At 70.2% G+C, this 22947-nt stretch carries 17 protein-coding genes; 7 read left to right on the forward strand and 10 right to left on the reverse strand.

Going from position 1 to position 22947, the window contains the following annotated elements; all coding sequences use genetic code 11:
- The first annotated feature begins 299 nt into the window (after positions 1–299).
- The gene (locus FSYMDG_RS05100; protein ID WP_013872526.1) at positions 300–1352 is read left to right on the forward strand and encodes a methyltransferase domain-containing protein; all 1053 of its coding nucleotides are present in this window, start codon (positions 300–302) and stop codon (positions 1350–1352) included.
- Positions 1353–1639: 287 nt separating this feature from the next.
- Here the strand turns inward: FSYMDG_RS05100 and FSYMDG_RS25805 are convergent, their stop codons facing one another.
- The 3 genes from FSYMDG_RS25805 to FSYMDG_RS05110 all read right to left on the reverse strand — a co-directional run bounded on the left by FSYMDG_RS25805 (position 1640) and on the right by FSYMDG_RS05110 (position 3644).
- Positions 1640–1822, reverse strand: a complete 183-nt coding sequence (locus FSYMDG_RS25805; RefSeq protein WP_131772202.1) for a right-handed parallel beta-helix repeat-containing protein — start codon at positions 1820–1822, stop codon at positions 1640–1642.
- Between the two features lie 797 nt (positions 1823–2619).
- Positions 2620–3030 (reverse strand): RCC1 domain-containing protein, encoded by a 411-nt coding sequence (locus FSYMDG_RS05105; protein WP_013872528.1) that lies wholly within the window; start codon positions 3028–3030, stop codon positions 2620–2622.
- A 341-nt stretch (positions 3031–3371) separates the two neighbouring features.
- On the reverse strand, positions 3372–3644 hold the full coding sequence (locus FSYMDG_RS05110) for a hypothetical protein (protein WP_043603003.1): 273 nt from the start codon (positions 3642–3644) through the stop codon (positions 3372–3374).
- Between FSYMDG_RS05110 and FSYMDG_RS27935 the strand changes: the two genes are divergently transcribed.
- Both FSYMDG_RS27935 and FSYMDG_RS05120 read left to right on the forward strand, forming a co-directional pair.
- A complete protein-coding gene (locus tag FSYMDG_RS27935; RefSeq protein WP_043602641.1) occupies positions 3643–3933 on the forward strand; it encodes a transposase in 291 nt (96 codons plus the stop codon). The two genes, FSYMDG_RS05110 and FSYMDG_RS27935, sit on opposite strands and share 2 nt — an antisense overlap.
- A gap of 17 nt (positions 3934–3950) precedes the next feature.
- On the forward strand, positions 3951–4841 hold the full coding sequence (locus FSYMDG_RS05120) for an IS3 family transposase (RefSeq protein ID WP_237703089.1): 891 nt from the start codon (positions 3951–3953) through the stop codon (positions 4839–4841).
- Between the two features lie 258 nt (positions 4842–5099).
- On the opposite strand, the gene FSYMDG_RS05125 is transcribed toward FSYMDG_RS05120, so the two are convergent.
- The 5 genes from FSYMDG_RS05125 to FSYMDG_RS05145 all read right to left on the reverse strand — a co-directional run bounded on the left by FSYMDG_RS05125 (position 5100) and on the right by FSYMDG_RS05145 (position 12223).
- A complete protein-coding gene (locus FSYMDG_RS05125) occupies positions 5100–6203 on the reverse strand; it encodes a glycosyltransferase family 4 protein (RefSeq protein WP_013872530.1) in 1104 nt (367 codons plus the stop codon).
- 305 nt (positions 6204–6508) lie between these two features.
- Entirely contained in the window at positions 6509–8332 is a 1824-nt protein-coding gene (locus FSYMDG_RS25810; protein WP_013872531.1) for a glycosyltransferase, read from the reverse strand.
- Positions 8329–9807: a glycosyltransferase family 2 protein gene (locus tag FSYMDG_RS05135; RefSeq protein ID WP_013872532.1), complete on the reverse strand. Its 1479-nt coding sequence runs from the start codon at positions 9805–9807 to the stop codon at positions 8329–8331. The genes FSYMDG_RS25810 and FSYMDG_RS05135 overlap by 4 nt, the downstream gene beginning before the upstream one ends.
- Positions 9804–11216 (reverse strand): ABC transporter ATP-binding protein, encoded by a 1413-nt coding sequence (locus FSYMDG_RS05140; protein ID WP_013872533.1) that lies wholly within the window; start codon positions 11214–11216, stop codon positions 9804–9806. The genes FSYMDG_RS05135 and FSYMDG_RS05140 overlap by 4 nt, the downstream gene beginning before the upstream one ends.
- A gap of 71 nt (positions 11217–11287) precedes the next feature.
- A complete protein-coding gene (locus tag FSYMDG_RS05145; RefSeq protein WP_013872534.1) occupies positions 11288–12223 on the reverse strand; it encodes an ABC transporter permease in 936 nt (311 codons plus the stop codon).
- Between the two features lie 273 nt (positions 12224–12496).
- Here FSYMDG_RS05145 and FSYMDG_RS05150 point away from each other — a divergent pair, with 273 nt between their 5' ends.
- Positions 12497–15076 carry an HAD family hydrolase gene (locus FSYMDG_RS05150; RefSeq protein WP_013872535.1) on the forward strand — a complete coding sequence of 860 codons (2580 nt, stop codon included), beginning with the start codon at positions 12497–12499 and terminating at the stop codon, positions 15074–15076.
- Between the two features lie 238 nt (positions 15077–15314).
- Entirely contained in the window at positions 15315–16946 is a 1632-nt protein-coding gene (locus FSYMDG_RS22720) for a class I SAM-dependent methyltransferase (protein WP_237702996.1), read from the forward strand.
- A 185-nt stretch (positions 16947–17131) separates the two neighbouring features.
- Here FSYMDG_RS22720 and FSYMDG_RS05160 read toward each other — a convergent pair whose 3' ends face one another.
- Positions 17132–18778 carry a hypothetical protein gene (locus FSYMDG_RS05160; protein WP_013872537.1) on the reverse strand — a complete coding sequence of 549 codons (1647 nt, stop codon included), beginning with the start codon at positions 18776–18778 and terminating at the stop codon, positions 17132–17134.
- Positions 18779–19146: 368 nt separating this feature from the next.
- Entirely contained in the window at positions 19147–19866 is a 720-nt protein-coding gene (locus FSYMDG_RS05165; RefSeq protein WP_013872538.1) for an acyltransferase, read from the reverse strand.
- Between the two features lie 476 nt (positions 19867–20342).
- Here FSYMDG_RS05165 and FSYMDG_RS05175 point away from each other — a divergent pair, with 476 nt between their 5' ends.
- Both FSYMDG_RS05175 and FSYMDG_RS05180 read left to right on the forward strand, forming a co-directional pair.
- Positions 20343–21248: a glycosyltransferase family 2 protein gene (locus FSYMDG_RS05175; protein WP_043603010.1), complete on the forward strand. Its 906-nt coding sequence runs from the start codon at positions 20343–20345 to the stop codon at positions 21246–21248.
- Between the two features lie 90 nt (positions 21249–21338).
- Positions 21339–22766, forward strand: coding sequence for a glycosyltransferase (locus tag FSYMDG_RS05180; protein WP_013872540.1), 1428 nt, complete (start codon positions 21339–21341; stop codon positions 22764–22766).
- Positions 22767–22947: the final 181 nt, after the last annotated feature.

Below are 22947 nucleotides of genomic sequence, written 5' to 3' on the forward strand. Positions count from 1 at the left end.
GTCCGGCGGGCACGTCGGTGTCCGGAGACGAGGAGGCCGCCGCGAACCGCCGCGATCTCATCGGGCTTGCCGCCGCGTCGCGCGGCACACCCGGAGAAACAGGGGCGTCAACTCGGGCCCGACAGGCCGCCGCCAATTTTCTCTACGGTTGTTCAAGGAGATTCCGTGGGAGGCCGGGTAAAAGTTGGAAAACACAGGAAGAAGCTGGAGTGTTCGGCGTGCGATGGTTCGGGTAAAATCATCGTTGTCATTGACGGAAAGCGGGAGCAAAAACCCTGTCAGATATGTAGGGGAACCGGATGGCTGTGAGACGCGCGGCGTTCGTTCCGGACACGATCTGGGTCGACGGCCCCGATGGATGGATGGTCCCGCTACGCCGGGATGACGACCCTGAAACCTGGTCGGCACTGGCAGAGAGTAGCGATCCTGTAGCAATCCAGGTCGACGACGGCGAGCGCCCCGACAAGGGCATCCTCCCCACGAGTTCCAACACCGCGGCCTGGCTCGTCGACCGGATGCTCACCCTCCTGAACGTGCGGGAGGGGATGGACGTCCTCGAAATCGGGACCGGTACCGGCTACAATGCCGCGCTGCTCGCCGAGCGAACCCGCACCGGACGCGTCACGACGATAGAAATTGATCCCACGATCGCCGGCCACGCCCGACAGGCTCTGCGCAGGAACAACTATCCGGTCACAGTGATCATCGGTGACGGTATCCTCGGATACCCCGAGCGGGCACCGTATGACCGAATCATCGCCACTGCCGCCGCGGCCACCATCCCCTACGCCTGGGTCGAACAGACACGGCCCGCCGGCCGGATACTGCTCCCTCTCGCAGCCACCTTCCACCACGGGGCGCTCCTCGCCGTCACCGTCCACGGTGACGGCACCGCACACGGCCGATTCCATGGCGAGGCGCCCTTCATACGACTCCGCAACCACCGTCCCACCAGGTTCCACCGACAAACAGCCGACGGCGCGCGGGTGACGACGACTCAGCTGTACCCGCGACAACCATTCACCGATTTCGACGCCGGATTCGCCATCGGCACCCGGCTTCCCGACTGCATCACGGGGCAACGAGGCGACGATGACACCGCGACACTCCTCCTGTCACACCCCGCCTCCCGATCCTGGGCATCCCTCACTCCCGGAACCACCGCCCACGAGGTAAGGCAGTACGGCCCCCGCCGCCTCTGGGACGACCTTGAGACCGCCTACCGATGGTGGACCGACGCCGGACGGCCCGATCACACCCGCATCGGTATTACCGTCACCCCCGAAGGGCAGACGTTCTGGCTCGACACCCCGGAACACCCCCTCCCCGCCATTCAGGGACCGGCCGTCTGACCGGGGCGGACGCACCGAAGAAAGATCGCCGCCAAAGTCCTGCACGGGTTCGAGGGCGCCCCTCCAGACCGCCGCGGGGACCGCGCCGCACCCGCCGCGCCCGGGAACGAGACCCAGCAGGGACCGCCACGCGAGGCCTACGCGTGGCGCTGGCACGCCGTGCTCGACGGTACGTCGGCCCCCCGGCCACCCATCCTGGCGAGTCGGCGCGTTGTATCCCCGCCCAGCCTGAAGGCTGCCCTGAACAATCCTGTTCCGCAGGCACGCTCGCGGCCTGCGCGAGACTCTCACCGGCGGATCATTTTTGTCCTATCGGCGCCCGACACGTTCCAATCGGCTTTCCGGTTACCGCTGATCTCGTTGTTCTCGAACAGCCCCGCACCGTTGTCGTAGACGAATACGCCGCGGCCGGATGTGTGGTGGATGCGGCAGCGGCGGACCCGAGGGCCAGCATCGCCCTGGACGGCCACACCAAAAACATGGCGGGGCCGAATGGCCGTAGTGACGTCTCGACAGGATGATCGTGATGGCGTCGGGGGGCTGTTTCCGCCGCTTTCCCGCCGTTCCGGGCCGCTGGAGCTGGTCCGCCGGGTCACCGTCACCCGGGCCGCGGGGAGATCCGCCCGCTGCTGGCGGCACGGGCTTCGCCGTGGCGGGCCGGCCCGAGACAAGGCCGCGCACCCTGGCGGACGTGTTCGCCTACGCCGCGGCTGGAGGTGAGCGGCTCCGGACGGGCGGGACCGAGGTGCAGGTACGCCGTCCCCGGGCAGGGCGCCCGGGCCGCAGCGCGTTCGTGCTCGGGAAGAGGAGACAGAACACCGCGAAGACGACCGGTATCAGCGACGGGCCGGGCCGCCCCCTGTGGTCCGGGGCGGCCCGGCCGCATGCACGACCGGACCGCGATGCGCAGCGAGGGCATCGCCGAACAGTTCCGCTGACACCCGCAGGCCCAGGCAGACGTCGACGAGGGCTGCCTCGGGTACTACTCCGAGGCGCATGCCGCTACTGCTGGGATGGTCTCCGGCCGTGTGGCCCGCAGACCGACCCGACGCCGGGCGAGTTCGGTACTCGTCCGGCGTCGGCAGGCCATCTGCTGATCATCCATCAGCCGGCGCGCCAGGGGCGGGAAACCAGGGAACGACGAGCGGTGGGCACACTGGCGGCCACCCCGGTCACCCGCACCCGGTTGCCGAGTGCCCCGGGCAGCCCGATCCACGCAGGCTGCCCGGGGCAGGGCCGTCGGTGGCCCGGCTAGCTGATCCTTTCTTTACTTCACGAGCGCATACCCGCTGACCCCGCCGCCGGCGATCGCGGTGACACGGTCCAGGCTCACGACCGGCACCGGCGTTGTCCGGTTGGTGGTGGTGCCGTCACCCAACTGGCCGGAGCTGTTGCGGCCCCAGGCCCGCACGGTGCCGTCCCGGCGCAGCGCATACCCGCTGGCCCCGCCGCCGGCGATCGCGGTGACACGGTCCAGGCTCACGACCGGCACCGGCGTTGTCCGGTTGGTGGTGGTGCCGTCACCCAACTGGCCGAAGTTGTTGTCGCCCCAGGCCCGCACGGTGCCGGTTTTCAGGGACCCGCCCGGGGAGGCCAGGGCCGCTGCTGGCAGGAACATCACCCCGACCGCGGCCATCACCGCCGCCCACACCCTGAGTCGCCATCGTCGCTCAGACATTCCCACTCCTCGAATCGGTGGATGTCGCCACCCACATCCGAACATCACGTATAGCGACGATATTGTTCCATGGAGTGCCTACGCGGCCACCCATTGTTATGGAAGAGTGTTCGTGTCACCGTGTCTTGACGTTGAAGAGTGTTCGTGTCGCGATGTGTGAGCACCGCTGTGGGCGTGATGACAGCGCCAGGGGCAGAGCCATGACGGCGACGCACCAGGACGGATAGCCACATCCGACAGTCCAGCGCCCCATCCGCACGCGAACGCAAGCGGCAGAGGACGAGGCGCGTGACCTTCGAGTGCCAGAGGGACGCGTAGGTGGCCTCCGCCGCGAGCGTCGATCACCAGGTGGTCGTGTCCGCGTCCGTGCTGGCGAGACCCAGACAGATCTGCACACCGGCCGGCAGTACGGGCGCCGGCCGCAGGATGACCAGGGCCGAGCCCGGCTGGGCCAGCTCGACGCTCGCAGGCTCAGCCGGATGGGCCATCGACAGGCCGCTGAAACGCGACCCGGCACCACCGGACCGGCGACTGTCCGGGATCGTGGCCTGGAGTGATCCCGCTTCCGTGGACAGCGAACCTGAGGTTCGCTGTCCATAGGGAAGGAGCGTCATGGGGTCAGCTCGCCGGAAGTTCACCCAGGAGTACAAATCCGAGGCAGTAAGGTTGGTGCTCGACTCGGGCCGGTCGGTGACCGAGGTCGCGAAGAGTCTGGGTATCCACGAGACCACGTTGGGAAACTGGGTGAAGAAGGCGAAGGAGAACGGCGAGACCGAGGAGCGGCCGCTGTCGGTGTCGGAGCGCGCGGAACTTGAGGAGCTCCGGAAGAAGTACGCGCAGGCGCAGATGGACATCGCCTTCCTAAAAAAAGCGGCGAGCTTCTTCGCGAGCGAGCAGAAGTAAAGTTCGAGTTCATCTCGATACACGCTCCGAAGAAGCCTGTGTCCGCCGACGGCGCGAACACCTTTCCCGTCGACTACATGTGCAAGAAACTCGACCTGTCCCGACAGGGCTACTATGCGTGGAAGAAACGCGGCCCGTCTCGGAGGGAGAAGGACGACGCCACCTTGTCGACCATGATCAGAGCTGTTTTCGACCGTCACGAGGGGCGGTACGGCGTGCGGCGGATCTTCCACGAGATCCGCCGCCAGGGCGTCGCCGTCGCCTACAAGCGGGTCCAGCGGCTGATGGCGACGATGGGCCTGGTCAGCGTGCATCCGCGTCCCCGCCGGCCGGTGACGACGGTGCAGGCCGCGGACTCCTCATCGCTGCCTGATCTTGTCGGCCAAGACTTCGCCGCGTCCGCACCGAACCAGTTGTGGTACGGCGACATAACATATATTCGCACCTGGGATGGCTGGGTGTACATGGCCTCCGTCATCGACGCGTTCTCTCGGAAGATCGCCGGCTGGGCGGTCGCCGATCACATACGCACCGAACTCGTTCTCGACGCGCTTCGTATGGCCGTCACCCGCCGGCGGCCACCCGGCGGCGTCATATTCCACGCCGACCGAGGCGGTCAGTACACCAGCCGTGAGTTCGTCGCCTTCTGTCGCGACAACAACGTCCGAAACTCCGTCGGCCGTACCGGGATCTGTTTCGACAACGCCGCGGCGGAGTCCTTCTGGGCCACCCTCAAGAAGGAGTTCGTCCACCTCCACCCGTTCGATACCATAGACCGCGTCCGGGCGGGGATCTTCGAATATGTCGAGATCTACTACAACCGGCAGCGGTTGCACTCCTCGATCGGCTATCTCACGCCTGTCGAGTTCGAGGAAGAATTTGACGGACAAACACTTCGTGCTGCATAGTTAGGACTGTCCACGAAAGTGGGAACCCTCCAGCCATAGGTCTCTGAGTCCTGTGTCCGCGGGGCCGGGGACCAGGACCTGGGGTTGGTGTCGGCCCACCGGCTCCGGGCCGCTGCCGTTTCGGCGTGCGATCCGGGCGCCGCCCGCCGGACGATCGATTACCACAAAACGGTAAGATCAACGAGAAACGGCACGTTCGTGACCTGCGAGACCCACGAAATGGGGCAATAGCACAGCGGTTTCCACCTACAGGTTGGATCAGGTGAGGGAGGCGTAGACGGCGGCCGTGTGTTCGGCGGTGCGGCGCCAGGTGAACGTCCGGGCATGGGAGCGGCCCGGGGCCGGGTCGGGGATCTCCTTGAGTACGCCGATCAGTGCGTCGGTGAAGGCCTCGGCGTCCATCGGTGGGACGAGCCGTACCCCTTTGCCGGCCAGCGGGCCGACGACCTCCCGGACGGCGGGGATGTCGGAGGCGACCACCTGGGTCCCGGCCGCCAGCGCCTCCAGTGGAGGCAGGCCGAAACCCTCGTAGAACGAGGGGAAGCACAGGGCGACGGCTCCGGCGACCAGCCGGCGGAGCTGGTTCGTCGGCAGGTAACCGGTGGTGATGACCGCCCCGGTCGGCAGCCTCGACTGGTCGGGCAGCGGCCCCCATCCGGATGGCCCGACGAGCAGCAGCGGCGGGGCGTCGGCGACCTCGGCGTGCAGGCCGCGGACCGCCTCCAGCAGGGTCGGGAGGTTCTTGCGCGGCTCAAGGGTGCCGACGAACAGCAGATACCGTTCGGGCAGGCCGCGGGCGGCGAGCCAGCGCGCGGACGGCGGGGACGCGTCGAACCAGGCCGCGTCCACGCCGAGCGGGGTCACGGTCACCGTCGCCGGATCCAGCCGGTAGGTGTCGGCGATCTCGGAGGCGATCGCCGCGCTCGGGGTGACGACGGCGGCGGCGCGGCGCAGGCCGCGCGGGACCAGTTCCCGGTAGCGGGCGGACGCGGTGGAGACGGTGTTCGTGAGCTTGAGATAGGCGAGATCGTGGATGGTCAGCACACCGCGGGCGCGGCGCAGCGGTGGCAGGACGAAGTTCGTGGCGTGTACCACGTCGGCCGCGCCGGCCAGCCATTCCAGTTTCGGCGCGTCGGTGCGCGCCCATGCCTCGTGTACGAGTCGGGCCGGGATCCGGCGTGCGGCCGGCCGTACGCCCGGTGGCAGGGCTGGGGCGAACTCCTCGAGCCCGCGCCAGGTGAACGCGGTCGCGGCCACGTCCAGGCCGGGCAGTAACGGTAGTTCGGCAAGCAGATGGCCGGTGTAGTGGCCCACTCCGGTACGCGGGCCGAGCAGGGGCGTTCCGTCCAGGATGACCCGCATCGACCTCGCTCCTCTCCATGGGTACGTCCGTGAGTACCACAGTTGCCCGGCGATGCCACCCGCCGGGCTGTGGGCCGACAGGCCATGCTGCCGGTAGCTTTTGGTAGCCGGCGTGAACGGTCCTGCTGGTCGGTGTCTCTCGGTGGTCAGTACTCCCCGGTGCTGCTCATCCTGGCGGAGCATAATCGCCAAAGGTGATCACGCGGTCCTCCATGGTGATCCACTCCAGGGCTCAAAGTCCTTGGATCGTGACGACGTTGTTCGATTTTGTCTGTCTTGTTTGTTCTCTGTTGAATGGAGGGCAATCACTGAAAGTGATTGCCCTCCACCTGCCGCGACTTGCTGTAGAGGTGGTGGCGGGTGGCTGTGTCGCGCCAGCGGGTGGCGAACGCCGTGTCCGAGTACTCCTGGGCGCGGGCGATCGCGCTTGCCGCGAGTCGCCGGCGCATCCCGTCCTCGGTGGCCAGGCGCCGGCTGAACGAGGCGAGCTGCTGCGGGGAGGTCCAGCGGAAGCCGTCGAGCCCGTGCCGGACGATCTCGCGCTGGCCGGCGCTGTCGATCACCACGGGGACACATCCGCCGGCCATCGCCTCGACCGTGGTCATCCCGAAGTGCTCCGCCGTCCACGGCCGGCGGTCGACGTCCTCCCCGTAGCCGGTCGCGGACCAGAACACCGAGCAGGTGGACAGCAGCCGTTCCACCTCGTGCCGCGGGGCGTTCGGGTGGATCTCCACCGGCAGGCCGCGGGCCGCGTCCCGAATCTGTTCCAGGTAGGGGAGCTGGGAGTCCTCGCAACCGCCGACGACGTGCATCCGCCAGCCGGGCAGCGCGCCCGAACGGTACAGCTCACCGAACCAGCGCACCATCTCCAGCTGCCGCTTGGCGTGCCCCAGGCCGGGGGCGAACAGCCGCCCCACGCTCAGCACCGACCGCTCCCGCTCCTCGGCCGGTGCCAGGCGCGCCACCTGGATCGGCGGGTAGAGCAGGTCGGCGTCGGTGCGCCACAGCCGGCGGATCCAGTCCCGGGTGTAGGCCGAGTTCGCCATGACCACGTCGTAGGCGTCGAGATAGCCGAGGTCACGCGGGTCCGTGAGCAGCCAGGGGAAACGCAGCGCCACCCGGGCCCGGACGCCCTCGCGCCGGTCGGTCACCCGCGGCCGGCTGAGCGCCACCCCGAGCTGGCGAATGTCCCGGGATGCCGCCGCGCCGCCCGCGGGCCGTCCCGTCCCGTCCGCCTGGCTCGTCCCGTTCGGCGGGCTCGCCGCGTCTGATGTGTCGTCCGGCGCGTCCGGCGCGTCTGATCTATCAGGTGTATCTGAGATGCCAGGTACGTCGGGTGCGCCCGGAGCGCCTGCCGCCGCGGGGGTGAACGTCTCGCTGACCAGGGTCAGTTCGGTCCCGGTGGACGAGGCGGGCAGCGGCACGGAGATCGACGTGAACACGGTGCCGACCTCGATGTCGGCGAGGGCCTGCCCGGCCGCGTCGAGGACGCGCAGCCGTACCGTCCCGGGCGCCCCTGGCCGGCCGACGTCGGCGTGCAGCACCCGTTCGCCGCCGGGGGCGACCGAGAGGATCCCCGCGCCGTTCGACCAGACCCACTGCCGGCGGCGGCCGCCCTCGGGCGGATACCAGCCCGTCCCGTACCCGACCGCCGGACGTACGCCCCGCAGGAACGGGCTGCCGGCGCGGATCGCGGCCCGGCGCCACGCGGCCGCGTCGTGATCGGCCGGTGTCGGGAAGAAGCACAGGTACGCCGCGTGCTTCGAGCGGGGGATCAGTCGGCTCATATACGAGCCGTTGACGAACAGGTCGTACTCGGCGCTGATCTCGGCGACGGCGTCGTCGCCCCGGTCGGGCAGCAGGCGGTACCGGCAGCCGGACAGGTCGAGCCCGAGGTGGGCGCCGAGCGCGTCCAGGTCGACCGCCGAATGCCCCAGCAGGTCGACCTCGGCGCCTTCGGACGCGAGCGCCTCGGCGATCATGCCGTTGTGGCGTTCACCGCCGCCCATGGAATGCCAGAACCTGTTGTAGACGGCGGCCCGGACGCCGCCGGCCGGCCCGGCCACCGCCAGCGGGGCGCGTGTCCGCGCCGGCCCGGTCGCCGAGCTGGTTGTCGGTCCGGTCGTCATCGTCGCACCAGCCAGTTCTCCAGCTCGTGACGGCGGGTCGAGGCGGTCCGCGAGATCGCCCGCCGGCGGGCCAGCATGGCCGGCAGCAGCCGCAGGTAGGAGGCGATGACCGTCAGTCGCAGCCAGGTCGGGCGCAGCGGGGGGAGGCTGCGCGCCGTCCACGCCTGGCGCAGTGTCCGCAGCGCGATCGACGTGGTCGTCAGCGGGTAGCGGGCCACCGCAGCCACCGCGATCCGGGCGCTCGCGTCCTTGGTGAGCATCAGCAGCCGGTTACGGTCGGTGTGGAAGACGAACAGCGGTGACCATTCGACGCTGGACGCCGAGTGGACGTGCCGCAGCACCGCGTCCGGTATGTAACGGATCGTGTAACCGCGGGCGCGGATCCGCCAGGACAGGTCGGTGTCCTCGTAGTAGAGGAAGAAGTCGTCGTCGAACCAGCCGAGTTCGTGCCCGAGCCGGGTGCGGATCGCCATGCCGTTGCCGCAGGCGGTGAAAACCTCCTCGGGGCGGGTGAACTGGCCGGTGTCGATCTGCTGATAGCCGCGGTCGGCGCCGTACCCGTCGCGCAGCACGATCCCGCCGACATTGTTGATCACGTCGACGCGTGCCACGTCGCCCGGGACGGTGAACTCCACCGTGGACGGTTCGGCGCCGGCGTCCAGGGTAACCGACCCGCCGTCCCAGCTCAGCGTGACCGGTTTGGCTGCCTGGCCGGCCCAGGTGAAACCGAGTGTGACCGGGCCCCCTTCCGGGACCGGGACGCACAGCTCGCCGTCACCGCGGGTCCAGAAGAACGGCGCGTCCGGGCCACCCTCGGCGCCGAAGGTCAGCTTCTCCCACAGCACCTCCCGCAGCGTCTCCCGGCCGTCGACGGTCACCGACGACACCCGGACGCCGAGCTGGCGCGGGTCGTGCGGGCCGGGGGTGAAGGTCGGCGTCGACAGCCGCAGCCGCAGGAAGCGGGGGAGGAAGACGACCTTGCCGGTGACCGCGCCGAGCCGGTCGCCGCCGGGGGCGTCGAACGGCGCCAGCAGGTTGGCCAGCCAGTCCGGCTCGGGCACCGCGTCGTTGTTGAGCAGGGCGGCGTACGGGGTGGTGACCGCGCGTAGCGCGAGGTTGTTGCCGCCGGCGAAGCCGAGGTTGGTCTCGGAGGGCACCACCTGGACCCACGGGTAGCGCTCGGCCAGCAGGGCGCGGGAGGAGTCCGCCGACGCGTTGTCGACCACCCACGTCTCGAAGGCGAAGCCGGTGACCTGTTTGGCCAGCCCGTCCAGGCAGGCCGGGAGCAGGTGCGCGCCGTTCCAGTTGACGATGACGACGGTCACCAGCGGTTCGGCGGCCGACTCGACGGTCGGCTCCCCGGCCACGGCGGTCGGTTCGACGGCTGTGCCGGCTGGCACGGTGGCTGTGCCAGCGGGCACGGTGGTCGGGCCGGGAGCCTCGGGGGCCGGGTCGGGGGTGGTCGGGTCGCTCATCCGCGGGCCCTCGCCTCGTAGTCGACTTTGAGCAGGCCACCGGCCTGCGGGCCGCTGATCCCGAACAGGTCGTCGAAGCGCCGTTTGGTGATCGGGACGCCGGTGGTGGCGTCGGAGACGTGCACGCTGATCGCGAACGCGCCCAGCAGCTCGGGGATTTTCGGCACGGTGAAGTCCACGGTGAGGAGTCCGGGTCTGCTCGGTATGCCGCCGACGGGCGTCTCCATCAGCCAGATCGGCAGATCGTGCTGGCCGAGAACGTAGACGTGCAGGTAGATCCGTTCCGGCGCGTCCTGGGTGAGGTCGAGGGTCAGGGAGACGGTCAGTTTCTCACCCGGGTCGAACTGGACCTGGGGCAGCCCCCCAGGGTCCCTGGCGAAGGTCGCCAGGACGGGCCGGACGGCGGCGGCGTCGTAGGGCACGGAGCCGTCCGAGGGCAGGCTGCCCAGGCGCTGCCGCAGCAGCCGGGTGCCGATCTCCGGCGCGCCGTCGAAGATCATCGAACCGGACTCCAGGACCAGGACCCGGTCGCAGATGCTCTCGACCAGGTCCAGGGAGTGCGTGACGAACAGGATCGTGCGTCCCTGCCGCCGGAACTCCTCGATCTTCGCCAGGCACTTCTTCTGGAAGGCCTCGTCTCCGACCGCCAACACCTCGTCCACCAGCAGGACGTCCGGGTCGACGTGGACGGCCACGGCGAACCCGAGCCGGACGTACTGGCCGGACGAGTAGTGCTTGACTTCGTCGTCGATCTTGTGGGGGAGCTCGGCGAAGTCGACGATCGAGTCGAACATCCGGTCGATCTCACGGCGGGACAGGCCGAGCAGGGACGCGTTGAGGTAGACGTTGTCCCGGCCGGTCAACTCGCCGTTGAAGCCGGCGCCGAGCTCCAGCAGGGAGGCGATCCGCCCGCTGACCGAGACCTCGCCGTGGGTCGGGCGCAGGATGCCGGCCAGCACCTTCAGCAGCGTGGACTTGCCGGAGCCGTTCGCCCCGGCGAGCCCCACCGTCTGGCCGTTGCCGATCTCCACGTCGATGTCGCGCAGCGCCCAGAAATCGTCCCCGCTGGCCTGCCCGCGGCGGACGAACAGCTCCTTGAGGCTGGTTGCCCGCCGGTGGTAGGAGATGAACTTCTTGCTCACACCGGTCGCCCGGATCACCACCGGGGCAACCGGCGGGGATCCCTGAGTCGCCGTGGACGCCTCGCTCACCGCGTCCGTCCGGCCTGCCCCGTCCGTCCGGCCTGCCCCGTCCGCCGGGCCCGCTACGGGCGCTGGGCCCGCCGGGCCCGTCGCGGGTGCGGGGGTCGGGGTGATCGCCGCGTCCGAAACGTCCGGGTCCGAAGCGTCCGAAGCGTCCAAGGCCTCGCCGGTCACGGTCGGGCCGGCTGGTGACTGCTGCGCTGGCACGTCTGTCAAACCTTCCTCACTGCCTCCGCGGACACGATCATGACGGTTGTCGTGACCACTTCAGCCGGGTTCTAGAGATCCTCGGCGAAGTCGGCCTGCATGCGGCGGAACACGTGTGTTCCCAGCCAGAGCAGGCCCAGCGACATCGCGCCCGCGACAGCAAGATGTTCGAGGTAGAAGAAGTATCCGGGGTCGGCCAGGATGCCCTGCCCGTTCGCGGGGTTGACGGTCGGCCCTTTGTAGATTGCCCGCTGGAAGGTCGCGACGACCGTCGCCATCGGATTCAGGAAATAGATCCACGTCCACTCGTGCAGAAGTTTACGGATCAGCCCGACCGGATACACGATCGGGTTGAGCCAGAACCACGCGAGCAGCGCCACCTCCAGCAGGTGCTCGGTGTCGCGGTATCGGACGTTGAGCGCTGACACGAGCATGGCCAGGCCCATCGTGAAGATCATCGCTACCGTGAACGCCGGCACCAGCAGCAACAGCTGGAAGCCGACGAAGCTGTAACCGAGCGCCGCGACCACCGCGAAGAGCACGGCGAGCTGCAGGACGAAGTGGACGATGGCGAATCCCACGGCGGAAAGCGGCAGCACCGGCAGCGGGAAACGGACCTTCTTCACGAGGTTCGCGTTGAAGACCACACTGCCGCTGGCCGCGGACACGCTGGCGGAGAACGCGTTCCAGATCAGCAGGCCGGACATCAGGTAGACGCCGAAACGGGGCACCCCGGCGTTCATGATGACCTGGAACACCAGGGTGTACACGGCGAGCAGCAGCAGCGGGTTCGCCAGCGACCAGGCGAACCCGAGGGTCGACCCCTTGTACTTGACCTTGAGATCCTTGCGGATCAGATTGCGCAGCAGCTCCCAGCGCACCCGGGTCTGGGCTCGGCTGCGACGGGCGAGCCGGCGGGAATCCGGGCCCCGCCCGTCGTCGTGGATCCGTTGCCGCGCCGCCAGCGTGGCCGCCGGTGCGGACCGCTCATCAGTCAGGTTCGACACCGACAACCTTCCGTGAGCCGCGCCAAGTGGGAAACGGGCCCGACGCTACCGGGAACACCGGATCGCACTGACCGGCGGACACCGCGCCGAGACGATACGTGGCCGGCCTGGCGCTCCGGCGGCCGGACCTGGTACTCCGGTGACTGCGGCCACCGGGCCGATTCATAGTATCGGGCCGTTCATTCAGCTCCGGCCGGTCACTGTCCAGTCTGACCCGGATACCAGCCGGCCTGTCGGCGGTGGCCGTGGTGCCCCCGTCTGTGGAGGACGCCCGTGTTCACCGACGTCCGGATCCGTGAGGTCTGGTCCCATCTGGAGTCCGGCGGGGCCGAGGTGCTGACGTTGGACGTGTTCGACACGTTGCTGCTGCGGCTCGTGCCCGAACCGACCCACGCCTTCCTGCTGTTCGGGCACCGGCTGGCCGCCGCCGGGCTGCTGCCGCCGTCGCTGTCGCCCGCGCAGTTCGCCCAGCTGCGGGTGCACGCCGAGACCAGAGCCCGCGAGCGCAGCCAGGCCGGGCGCGGCACGCCGGAGGCCCGGCTGGACGAGATCTGGTCGGTGCTGGCGGCGGCGCTGCCCGGCAGCGGCAGCATCGACGACCTCGTCGCCATGGAGGTCGCTCTCGAACGGGACATCTGCCGGGCCGACCTGGCCGTTGCCGAACTGGCCGAGCTGACCATCACCAAGCTCGGCCGGCCCGTCCACCTGGTCTCCGACACCTACTTCTCGCCGGACCAGCTGCGCCGGCTGCTGCGGCGGCCGGAGCTCGCCGGCATCAGGTTCACCCAGGTGCTCACCTCCAGCGACGCCGGGGTGAACAAGAGCAACGGCCTGTTCGCCCACGTGCTCGCGCAGGCCGGGGTCGCGGCGTCCCGGGTCATCCACCTCGGTGACAACCCGGTCGCCGACGTCGAGGGCGCCCGTGAGCACGGGATTCTCGCCGTCCACTACCCCAAGTACACCAGCGGGCTGGAGACGACGCTGGACCTGGAGGGGCTGCGTTCCCGGCCCACCTCCGACACGCCCGTCGACCCGGTGCACGGCGACTACGGGGTGACCGCGATCCGGGCCCGGACCCTGCACCGCGCCGACGCCGCAGCCGTCCCATCGGGCCTGCGCCGCCACTGGGAGACCGGCGCGGCCGTGTTCGGCCCGGTGTTCACCGGATTCGCCGAGTGGGCCGTCGAACGGGCCGAGGCCTACGGGGTCGACCGGATCCACTGCCTCATGCGCGAGGGGGTGTTTCTGGCCCGGGCGCTGGCGGAGCCCGGGCACGACCGCGGGATCACCACGTCCCCGCTGTGGGCGTCCCGGCAGGTGTGCGCGCTGGCCAACGTCTTCGAGGGCAGCCCACAGGAGCTGCGCGGCTTCCTGACCCGACGGCACGCCCCCAGCGTCGGGCAGCTGCTGCGCCAGCTCGGGGTAGGCGTGGAGGAGGTCGCCGGCCTCTCGGCGCTCGCCGGCCGGCGGCTGGACGTCCCGGGCCTGCTCGAGGAGACCCTGCGGGCGCTGTGCAACGACGAACGGGTCCGCGGCGAGATCGTGACGACCGCGAGCCAGCTGCGGGAGCGCTACCTGCGCTATCTCGACGCCCAGCTCGGCGACGCGGACCGGGTCGTTATCGTCGACCTGGGCTGGGGCGGCACCATCCAGGGCCTGCTGCACCAGCTGCTGGTGGCCTCCGGCCGCGAAGTGGAGATCGTCGGCCTGTACCTGGCGACCAACGCCGGCGTCAGTGTGCACCGCCTGTCCGGGCTGCGGCTGGAGGGCTATGTCGCCTCCGGCGGCGAACCGGAGGCGCTGTTCGCCCCGGTGATGCGCAGCCCTGAGGTGCTCGAGCAGCTCTGCATGCCCGACATCGGCTCGCTGATCGGCTTCGACGAGGATCTCACCCCCGTGCTCGCCGCCGACCACACCTCCCGGACGCAGGTCGCGCAGCGGGCCGCCGTCCAGGACGGGGTACTCGCCTACCAGCGGGAATGGCTGCGTTACCACCGTAGCGAGACGCCGATGCCGTCCCTGGTGTCGGACGGGGCGCGGCTGGCTGCCCTGCGCACCCTCACCCGGTTCGTGACCCGGCCGACCCCGCAGGAGGCGTTCGCGTTCGGGATGTGGTCGCACGACGACAACTTCGGCTCCGAGTCCTCCGAAGGGCTGCTGCCCGCCGATCTGCTGCGCAGGATGCCATACCTGACCCCGGCCGATCTTGAGAAGATCCCGATGCAGGAGCTCTACTGGCCGGCGGGGGTGGCGGCGGTGGCGAACCGGCCGCTGGCGGTCGTCAGCGGGCTGGCCGCGGGCGCCGGGATCTCGGCGCTGGAGGTCTCCCCGGAGGCCGCCGCCGGCCCGGTCGAGGTCTACGTCGATGCCGGGGCGGACTTCGCCGCCGGCCCGAAGGAGTCCGCGGTCACCCGCTCCGGACGGGACGGGCTGTCGCTGGTGCGCCTGCGCATCGACGGGGTCGGCGTCCGCCGGGTGCGCATCGACCCGGCCGGCCGGCGCGGCCTGCTGCGGCTGGACTGGCTGAAGCTGTCCTTCCACCTCAACAACGTCACCGAGCCCCACGAGGTGACGATCACTTCGGTCCTGGACGAGGCGCGGCTGCACCTGCTCGGGGCGCGGGTCCTCCAGCCGAACCTGATCGAGATTCTCGGTGACGACCCGCAGCTCATCTACGTGCTCGACCCGGTGGCGCAGGCACATCTGGCGGCCACCTACGCCATTGACGTCGAGTTCGCCTTCGGGTGGCTGGGGATCCGTTTCGACCCGCTGGCGATCCCGACCGAGCAGAGCGCGCCGTTGTCACGCCGGGCCGTCCAGCGGCTGCGGCGTGAGCTCGAGGAGCGTTTCTGAGCCTGTGCTCTCGGGCCGCCGGCGGCATGATCGTATTTTGCTCGCGCCGCCGACGGGCTCCAGGGACCGTTGAAGCTGCCGGAGGCCCCTGAAGGAGGCCATTGAAAAGGCACTGTGGTCGGAGGTGGTGCGATCGTGGTTGCCGGGCGCGTCGCTGGAAGCATCCAAAGAAGACTCTGAGGGAGAATCGGTCGATCGCGATGGTGCGGTCGTTGCGGACAATGTGGACGGGGTCGCTGTGAGTGATACAGCTCTGGGTGGGGGCAGCGTGAACGATCTTGCTGTGGGTCGTCCGGCCGAGTGGCGTGGTTCCGCCGGTGACGGTGGGCCGCGTGGCAGCGCCGGTGAGTATCCCGCGGCGAACCTGTCGGCGCCGGATCCCGGCAACCGGGTGCCCGCGGACGCCGACGCGGGCACCCCCGTCCCGCATCCTGATCCCGCCGAGGCCGCCGAGGCCGCCGGATCGGATGGATCGAGTGGGACGGCCGGGGCGCGGCCGGGTACGCCGTGGTTCGGCGTGCCGTCCGCCAGCCGCGCCGCTGCCGCCCACGGCGACCAGGAGGCACAGGACAATCAGGAGACCGGTGACGATCGGGGGACGCGCGGCGATCAGGAGAGCGGCGGCGTGGTCACCACCCGCGTGCCGGGGACCACGCCGGCTGCCGTCGCTCCTGGCGGCGTTGTCACTGACCGTGAAGGCGTCGACGATCGCGAGGAGGATGTCCTGGGCGAGTCTGGTGAGCCTGACACGTACGCGGTCGAGTCGGCCCCCAACAGGACGTTGCAGCCGCTGCTGCTGCACTCCCTCGCGGAGCTGCGGGAGATCTGGGTGCCGCTGCTGAGGGCCGCCGACATCCGCAGCGTCGCCGAGATCGGCTCGGAGAGCGGCGCCGCCACGTCCCTGCTCGTCGACCTGCTGCGCGGGCGTGGCGGCGGGAAACTGGTGGTCATCGACCCGGATCCGGGCGTGGCGCCCGAGCCCGGAGACGGGCTCGAGGTCGACGTGGTGCGCGGTTACAGCCCGCAGGCCCTGGTCGGGCTCGCCCCCGTGGACGCCTACCTGATCGACGGCGATCACAACTACGCGACGGTGACCAGCGAGCTGGAGACGATCGCCGACGCGGCCCGGGCCACCGGCCGTCCCTACCTTCCGTTGCTGATCATGCATGACGTGGGCTGGCCGAACGCCCGGCGGGACTCCTACTACACGCCCGAGCGCATCCCGGAGCCTGAGCGGCAGCCATACTCGTGGGAGCTCGGGGTCCGCCTCGACAGCACCGGTGCGGTCGCCGGCGGGCTGCGGGGTGAGGGGGCGTTCGCGTGGGCCCGGTCGGAGGGCGGGGCGGGCAACGGCGTCCGCACGGCGGTCGAGGACTTCCTCACCACCCGTCCGGAGCTGCGCCTGTTCGTGGCCGCGCCGATCTTCGGCCTGGGCATCGTGGTGGACGACCGGGCCCCGTACGCCGAACGGGTCGACGAGCTGTTGCGGCCATGGGTGCGTAACAGCCTGCTGACCCGCCTGGAACGCAACCGGTTGGACCTCTACCTGCACGTGCTGCTGCTGCAGGACGAGATGATCGACGCTGCTCGCCGGCGGCAGCGGGAGTGGGCCCGACTGGACGCGGCCCTGGCCGACCGTGCCACGACCGAACTGCGGCTGCTCGACGCGGCCGCCGAGGCCGAACGCGCACTGGATGCGGAACGCGCGACCGCCCAGCAGCTGCGCGCAGCCCTGGCCGACGAACCGAAGCTCGTGCACGCGGCCCGGGTGGCGAACGCGGCGCTCAAGGCCCGGCTGGGCGGTCACCGCGGCGCGCGGGCGGTACGCACGGCGCGTGCGGTACGCGGAGCCCTGCACGCCCGCCGCTGACCTCCCCGCACCCCGCCGGTACCCCAGGCCGTGGACCGCGCCGCGGCCGGCGCGGTCCACGGCCACCAGCGCCGAGAAAGATCGCCGAATCTTTGTTGTTTTGTACATTTTTTGTTCCTGTTGGCGTACAAAACGACAAACGATTCTGGATCATAATCTGTGCGGGTGGCTGTGGTGCGTCCGCGTCATGGGGCCGGCGTTATGGGCCTGGTGGCCCGGGTGTTTCGCGCGAGGCTTATGGCAGTCAGGATGGCGAGGGCCAGAGCCGACCCGAAAACGACCGCGATGCCGGCCGCCGGCCACGGCGACCAGGCGGCCATGGCGCGCAGGGCCGCGACCGGCCCGCCCCCGGCGGGCCGCCAGAAGTGGCCGAGGACGAGCCATGCCGCGTCCAGCTGGATGCCGACCGCGGCGGCGAACACGGCGAGTGGCAGCCAGCGGGCCGGGCGTGGCCGCAGCGCCGCGGCCAGCGCGGCGGCTCCGGCGCCGGCGAGGACCGCGACCCCGACGAAGCCGGTGAACAGGTACCGTCCGGAGACCCCGGTCATGTGCCCGGTGCGGACGAGGTGGGCGGCGGCCTGCCCGCCGACGATCACGAGCAGGCCGACCGTCGGCCACAGCATGAACAACAGGTCCACCCGCTGTGCCCGGCCGCGGGCACGTAGGAGGCCCCAGCCGAGCAGGCCGCCGAGCAGGAGCGAGGCGACGAGCACCAGCAGCGGGGAGATGTCGGCTTCGTACCAGCCGATGGAACCCCACCAGCGGGTCGCCAGCCGTTCGGACATCCACGACCAGTAGACGCTCCAGTCCCGTCCGACGTACTCGCCGGGCGGGAACCCCGGGGTGCGCGGCTGGACGGTGTGCCAGCGGAGGACGTTGACCAGCCACCACCAGCCGCCGGCGGCGATCCCGAGCCCGCCGCAGAGCACGGCGGGTCGCCACAGCGAGCGCGCGCCACGCAACCGGACACAGACGTACGCCGTGACGATCATCGGTATCAGCACGACCGCGAAGAACTTCGTCAACAGCGCGAGACCGGTGAGCAGCCCGATCCAGCAGGCGGTCCGCGCCGAGGTGTCCCCGCGCAGCATATGGGCGACGGCCACCGTGACCAGCCCGCCGAGGCCGATCAGCAGGTTGTCGTTGCTGACGCTGGAGCCGATGTGGACCAGTTGCGGCACGGCGCAGGGGACCAGCGCGGCAACGGTCGCGGCGACCGGCTGGGGGCACAGGCGTCTGGTGGCGGCGTGGGCCAGCAGCGGCAGCGGCGCCACCATCAGGACGTTGCTCATCCGCAGCAGACCGATGGTCACGTCCCAGCGCAGGGCGTCGCCGCTGCCCGGGAGCACTTTGAGGATCATCGCTTCCAGCAGGTAGTACAGCGGTGGGTGTTGCACCATCTGCTGGATGTAACCGGACGGCTGCCCCGGGGCGGCGAGATCCCGCCAGGCCGGCCGCTGGGAGTCCGGGGGCGCGTCGTGCGCCGGGATCGGCGCGACGGTGAGCTCGTAGGGGCTGGTCCGGCTGCCGAACGGTGACGCTCTGATGGCACCGACCCCGTCCGGTGTCACCACGGCGTCGCCCGGGTGCGGCCAGCCGTCGCCCTGGACGAGCCGCATGACGGCGTCGACCTGGTTCGGTTCGTCCGGCGCGTGGTAGTGGGGCACCAGTATCGACCAGGAGGCGAGCAGGCAGGCGAACGCGGCGGTGATCAGCCAGATGTGGCCGGGTGCCTGGCGCAGGATTCCAAGCGGGCTGAACCGCTCCGCCGGGCAGTCACCGGATGGTTCCACGGCAACCGCGGCGGCGGTCGTTCCGACTGCGGCCTCCATCAGGGCGGCTCCGGGACTCGGGCCCGCGGCGACGCGAGAAACACGTGATCACGCCGCCTCCGGCCCGCTGGCGGGTGGGGCTGGGATCTCCGGGAACGGATGGTTGCCATCGTACGTAAGGTTTGCGCCTTTTCGACGGCTGCGTGCGCTGTGACGCTTTCGTTCTTCGCGGCTGCCAGGAATCATGCCGCCGCAGTCGCGACCGCGGAAAGCGAGGGAAGCGCGGGAAGACAGAAAATCCGGGCCGGTTGGCCAGCAGGCCGCCGCCGGTGGATCAGACAGGGACGGTGGATCAGACTCAGATCAGGAAATCAGACGATCAGGGGATCGGACGGGAGACAGAAGATCGGACGGGGAGACAGAAACGGTCAGCGCCAGGAGTCGACCTGGCCGACCACCTTCGCCGGGCTGCCCGCGACAATCGTTTTGGCGGGGACGTCCCTGGTCACCACGGCGCCGGCCGCGACGACCGCGCCCTCACCGATCGTCACCCCTTTCAGGATGATGGCGCCGGCACCGATCCAGGCCCGGTCCTCCAGGACGACGGGGGCGCTCATCGGCTGCTCGACGCCGTCCACGGTGATGGGGTGGAAGTCGTTGTCGAGGATCTGGGTGTTCCAGGAGATGTTGCAGCCGGCGCCGATGCTGACCCGTTCCCGCACGAGGATCTTCGCGAAACCGTTGATGTTGACGCCGTGGCCGAGCTGCAGCAGGCCGGAGTCCACCACGATGCGGGTGCCGCGCTGCACCGAGACGACCCCCTCGCAGCGCAGCCGTCCCTCGGGGTGGATCCGCAGCACGGAGACGTCCCGCCGGGTGGAGATCCCGAACGGGCCGAGGCCGATCCGCAGCGCCGCGCCGTCGGCGAACTCGATCCGTTCACGGCCTTCGAGCACGGTGGGCGAACCGGTCCAGATGGGCTGACCGTACGCCAGCGGATAGCGCAGCCCGGCCACGAAGGAGCGCGCCGAGGTCTCCCGTCCGGCCCGCAGCGCTCGGACGTTGCGGGCGTACTCGCGCGCGTCGTCGACGAACCGCCGGTCGAACCGGTTGACCTGACTGCCGAAACGCTCGATGAGCCCACCCATGGCCGGCAATCCTAACCGGTCGGCCTGGAGCGATCATGACCTGTATGTGCCGCCGCTCGCCATCAGCGATCATGCCGGACGTACCACCAGCCGCGCCCGTCCTGGCGCGCTGCCGCGACCCGTACCGCCGCCACCCGCGCGGCTGGCCGGGCGGTGGGCGTGCCGGGCCGGGTGGGCCGCCGCGTCGCGGGACCTCCGTGACCGGCCGGTGGCAGCGGCGTGTAACGCTGGCATCCGGTGACCCTGGCATGCGGACAGGGCATCTCGAACACGTGCGGAGGAGGTTGTGATCATTCGGCCCGACCGGCCCGACCGGCCCGACCGGCCCGACCGGCCCGACCGCAACTCGACGGCACCGGTGAACCCCCTGTTCCCGGACGGAAATCAGGAGCCACATCGACGTGAGTGCCAGCGTTGTACGCGCAGCTGTCAGCCCCGGCGTACCGGTCCTCAGAAAGCAGCCCGGCGTCGGGCCGGTGGCGGAGGCGCCCGCCGCGCCCTATGTGACGGTCGTGCTGCCCTGCTACAACGAGCAGGATCACATCATCCGCGAGCTGGAGCGGATCACCGCCGCGATGGACGCCAGCGGCTACAGCTACGAACTGCTGGTCATTGACGACAAGTCGACCGACAACACGCTGGCGTTGCTGCGCGGAGTGACGCACCGCTTCCCGAACATGCGGCTGATCGCGTTCCGCCGCAACGGCGGGTCGGGCACCGCACGCCGGATCGGCACCCAGGATGCCCGTGGGAAGATCGTGGTCTGGACCGACGCGGACATGACCTACCCGAACGAGCGCATCCCGGAGTTCGTCCGCCATCTCGACGCCTGCCCCGACGTCGACCAGGTGGTGGGCGCGCGTACGACCGAGGAGGGCACCCACAAGTGGGCGCGGGTGCCGGCCAAGTGGTTCATCCGAATGATCGCGCAGCGGCTGTCCGGCATGAAGATCCCCGATCTGAACTCGGGGCTGCGGGCGTTCCGGCGGGAGGTTTCCCTGCCGTACCTGCGGCTGCTGCCGCCCGGGTTCTCCTGCGTGACGACGATAACGATGGCGTTCCTGTCGAACCAGCATCCCGTCGACTACATTCCGATCGACTACGCGAAGCGTTCGGGCAAGAGCAAGTTCCATCCGTTCCGCGACGCGCGCCGCTACGTCCTACAGGTGCTCCGGATGGTGATGTACTTCGACCCGATCCGGGTGCTGATGCCGATCGCCCTGTGGATCATGGGGCTGGGTTTCGTGAAACTTGTCGCCGACCTGATCCGTTATGATCTGCGGGTCACCACGTCCACGCTGCTGGCGATTCTTGTCGGTTTCCAGATCGTCGTGCTCGCCCTGATCGGGGATCTCGTGGCCCGCTCCCGCGGCGGCGACTGATGCCCCGTCGGGTTCCGCTGACGCCCTGCCGGCTTCCGTGGTGACGGATGTCCCGACAGCGACAGATGTACTGACAATGATGGATGTTCCATGGTGACGGACGAGGCGACAGACGAGAGGCCGGGGAAGCCCGCCGGGGCGCCAGCACGATCACGGATCGTGATCGTCGGCCCGACTCACCCCTACAAGGGTGGTGTGGCCCAGCACACCACCGAACTTGCGCACCGACTCATGGCACGCGGGCACGACGTCCGCCTGGAGTCCTGGTCGGCACAGTATCCGGCTCGGCTCTACCCGGGCCGGCAGCGGGTGGACGTCCCCGAGACGCGGCCGTTCCCGGCGACGTCCTACCCGCTGTCGTGGCGGCGGCCGGACACCTGGGTACGGCTGGGCCACCGGCTGCGCACCGGCGCGAACGCCGTGGACGCCGTGGACGCCGTGGACGCCGTGGACGCCGTGATCATCGTCGTGGTCACCCCGATCCAGGTGCCGGCCTACCTGGGCATCCTCGCAGGCCTGCGCCCGGCGGCCCCGTGGCCGGGAGGCATCCCGGCGGGGGCGGGGCAGACGGGGGACGGGCGCACCGTTCGTGGGGGGCGGGGCCTCCCCGCCGTCGGCAGGTGGGGGGAGGAGCCGGTGGCACTCGCGTTGTGCCACAACGTGCTGCCGCACGAGCGGCGTGCCCTGGACGTCCCGCTGGTGCGGGCGGTGCTGCGCAGGGTATCCGGGGTCCTGGTACACACGCCGGCCGAGGCCGAGCGTGCCCGCGGCCTCACCGCCCGGCCGGTGTGGGTGGCGCCGATGGCGCCGCATCTGGGCACGGCCGGCGCCCCGCAACCCACCGCTTCGTCGCCCGCCGTTTCGCAGTCCGGCATCTCGCAACCCGGCACTGCGGAATCCGATACCGCGCAGTCCGACACCACGGAACTCCGTACCGCGGAACTCGGCACCGCGGAGGCCGAGGCCAAGCGGCGCGGTGACGGCGTCCCAGCGCGGGGACTGCTGTTCTTCGGGCTGGTCCGGCCGTACAAGGGGCTGGACGTCCTGTTGCGGGCGCTCGCCGCCGGCCCGCCCGACGTGCGCCTGACCGTCGCCGGGGAGTTCTGGGGCGGGGTGGACGACACCCGGCGGCTGGTCGACGAGCTCGGTCTGGCCGGGCGGGTGGAACTGCGTCCCGGCTATGTGCCGGCCGCCGAGGTGCCGGCCCTGTTCGCGGCAGCCGACGCGTTGGTCCTGCCGTACCGGTCGGCGACGGCGACCCAGAACGTCGATCTGGCCCACCGCCACGGCCTGCCGGTGGTGGCGACCTCTGTCGGCATGCTGGGGCAGGCCGTGCGGGACGGGGTGGACGGCCTGCTGGCAGCCCCGGACGACCCGGGGTCGCTGGCCGCCGCGCTGCGCCGACTGTACGAGCCGGGCGTGCTCGACACCCTGCGCGCCGGGGTCGTCCCGCCGGACGCGGACGCGGCATGGGAGCGCTACCTGACGGTGCTCCACAACGCGCTCGGCCGTCGCTGACGTGTTGTGTCCCTGGATGTTCCAGGGTGTTTCTGCCTGCCGGAACAATGCTCGCCGTCGCCATGCGCCGAATTTCCCAGCCGACGGACCACCTGTTGGGTGAACGCCGATGACAGGCGTCCGTGATCGTCGACCTGTGGTTTCTGGTTGTGCGTCGTCGGGTTTTTGTTTGCCGGCGGCG

The organism is Candidatus Protofrankia datiscae (assembly GCF_000177615.2).
Lineage (GTDB): Bacteria > Actinomycetota > Actinomycetes > Frankiales > Frankiaceae > Protofrankia > Protofrankia coriariae.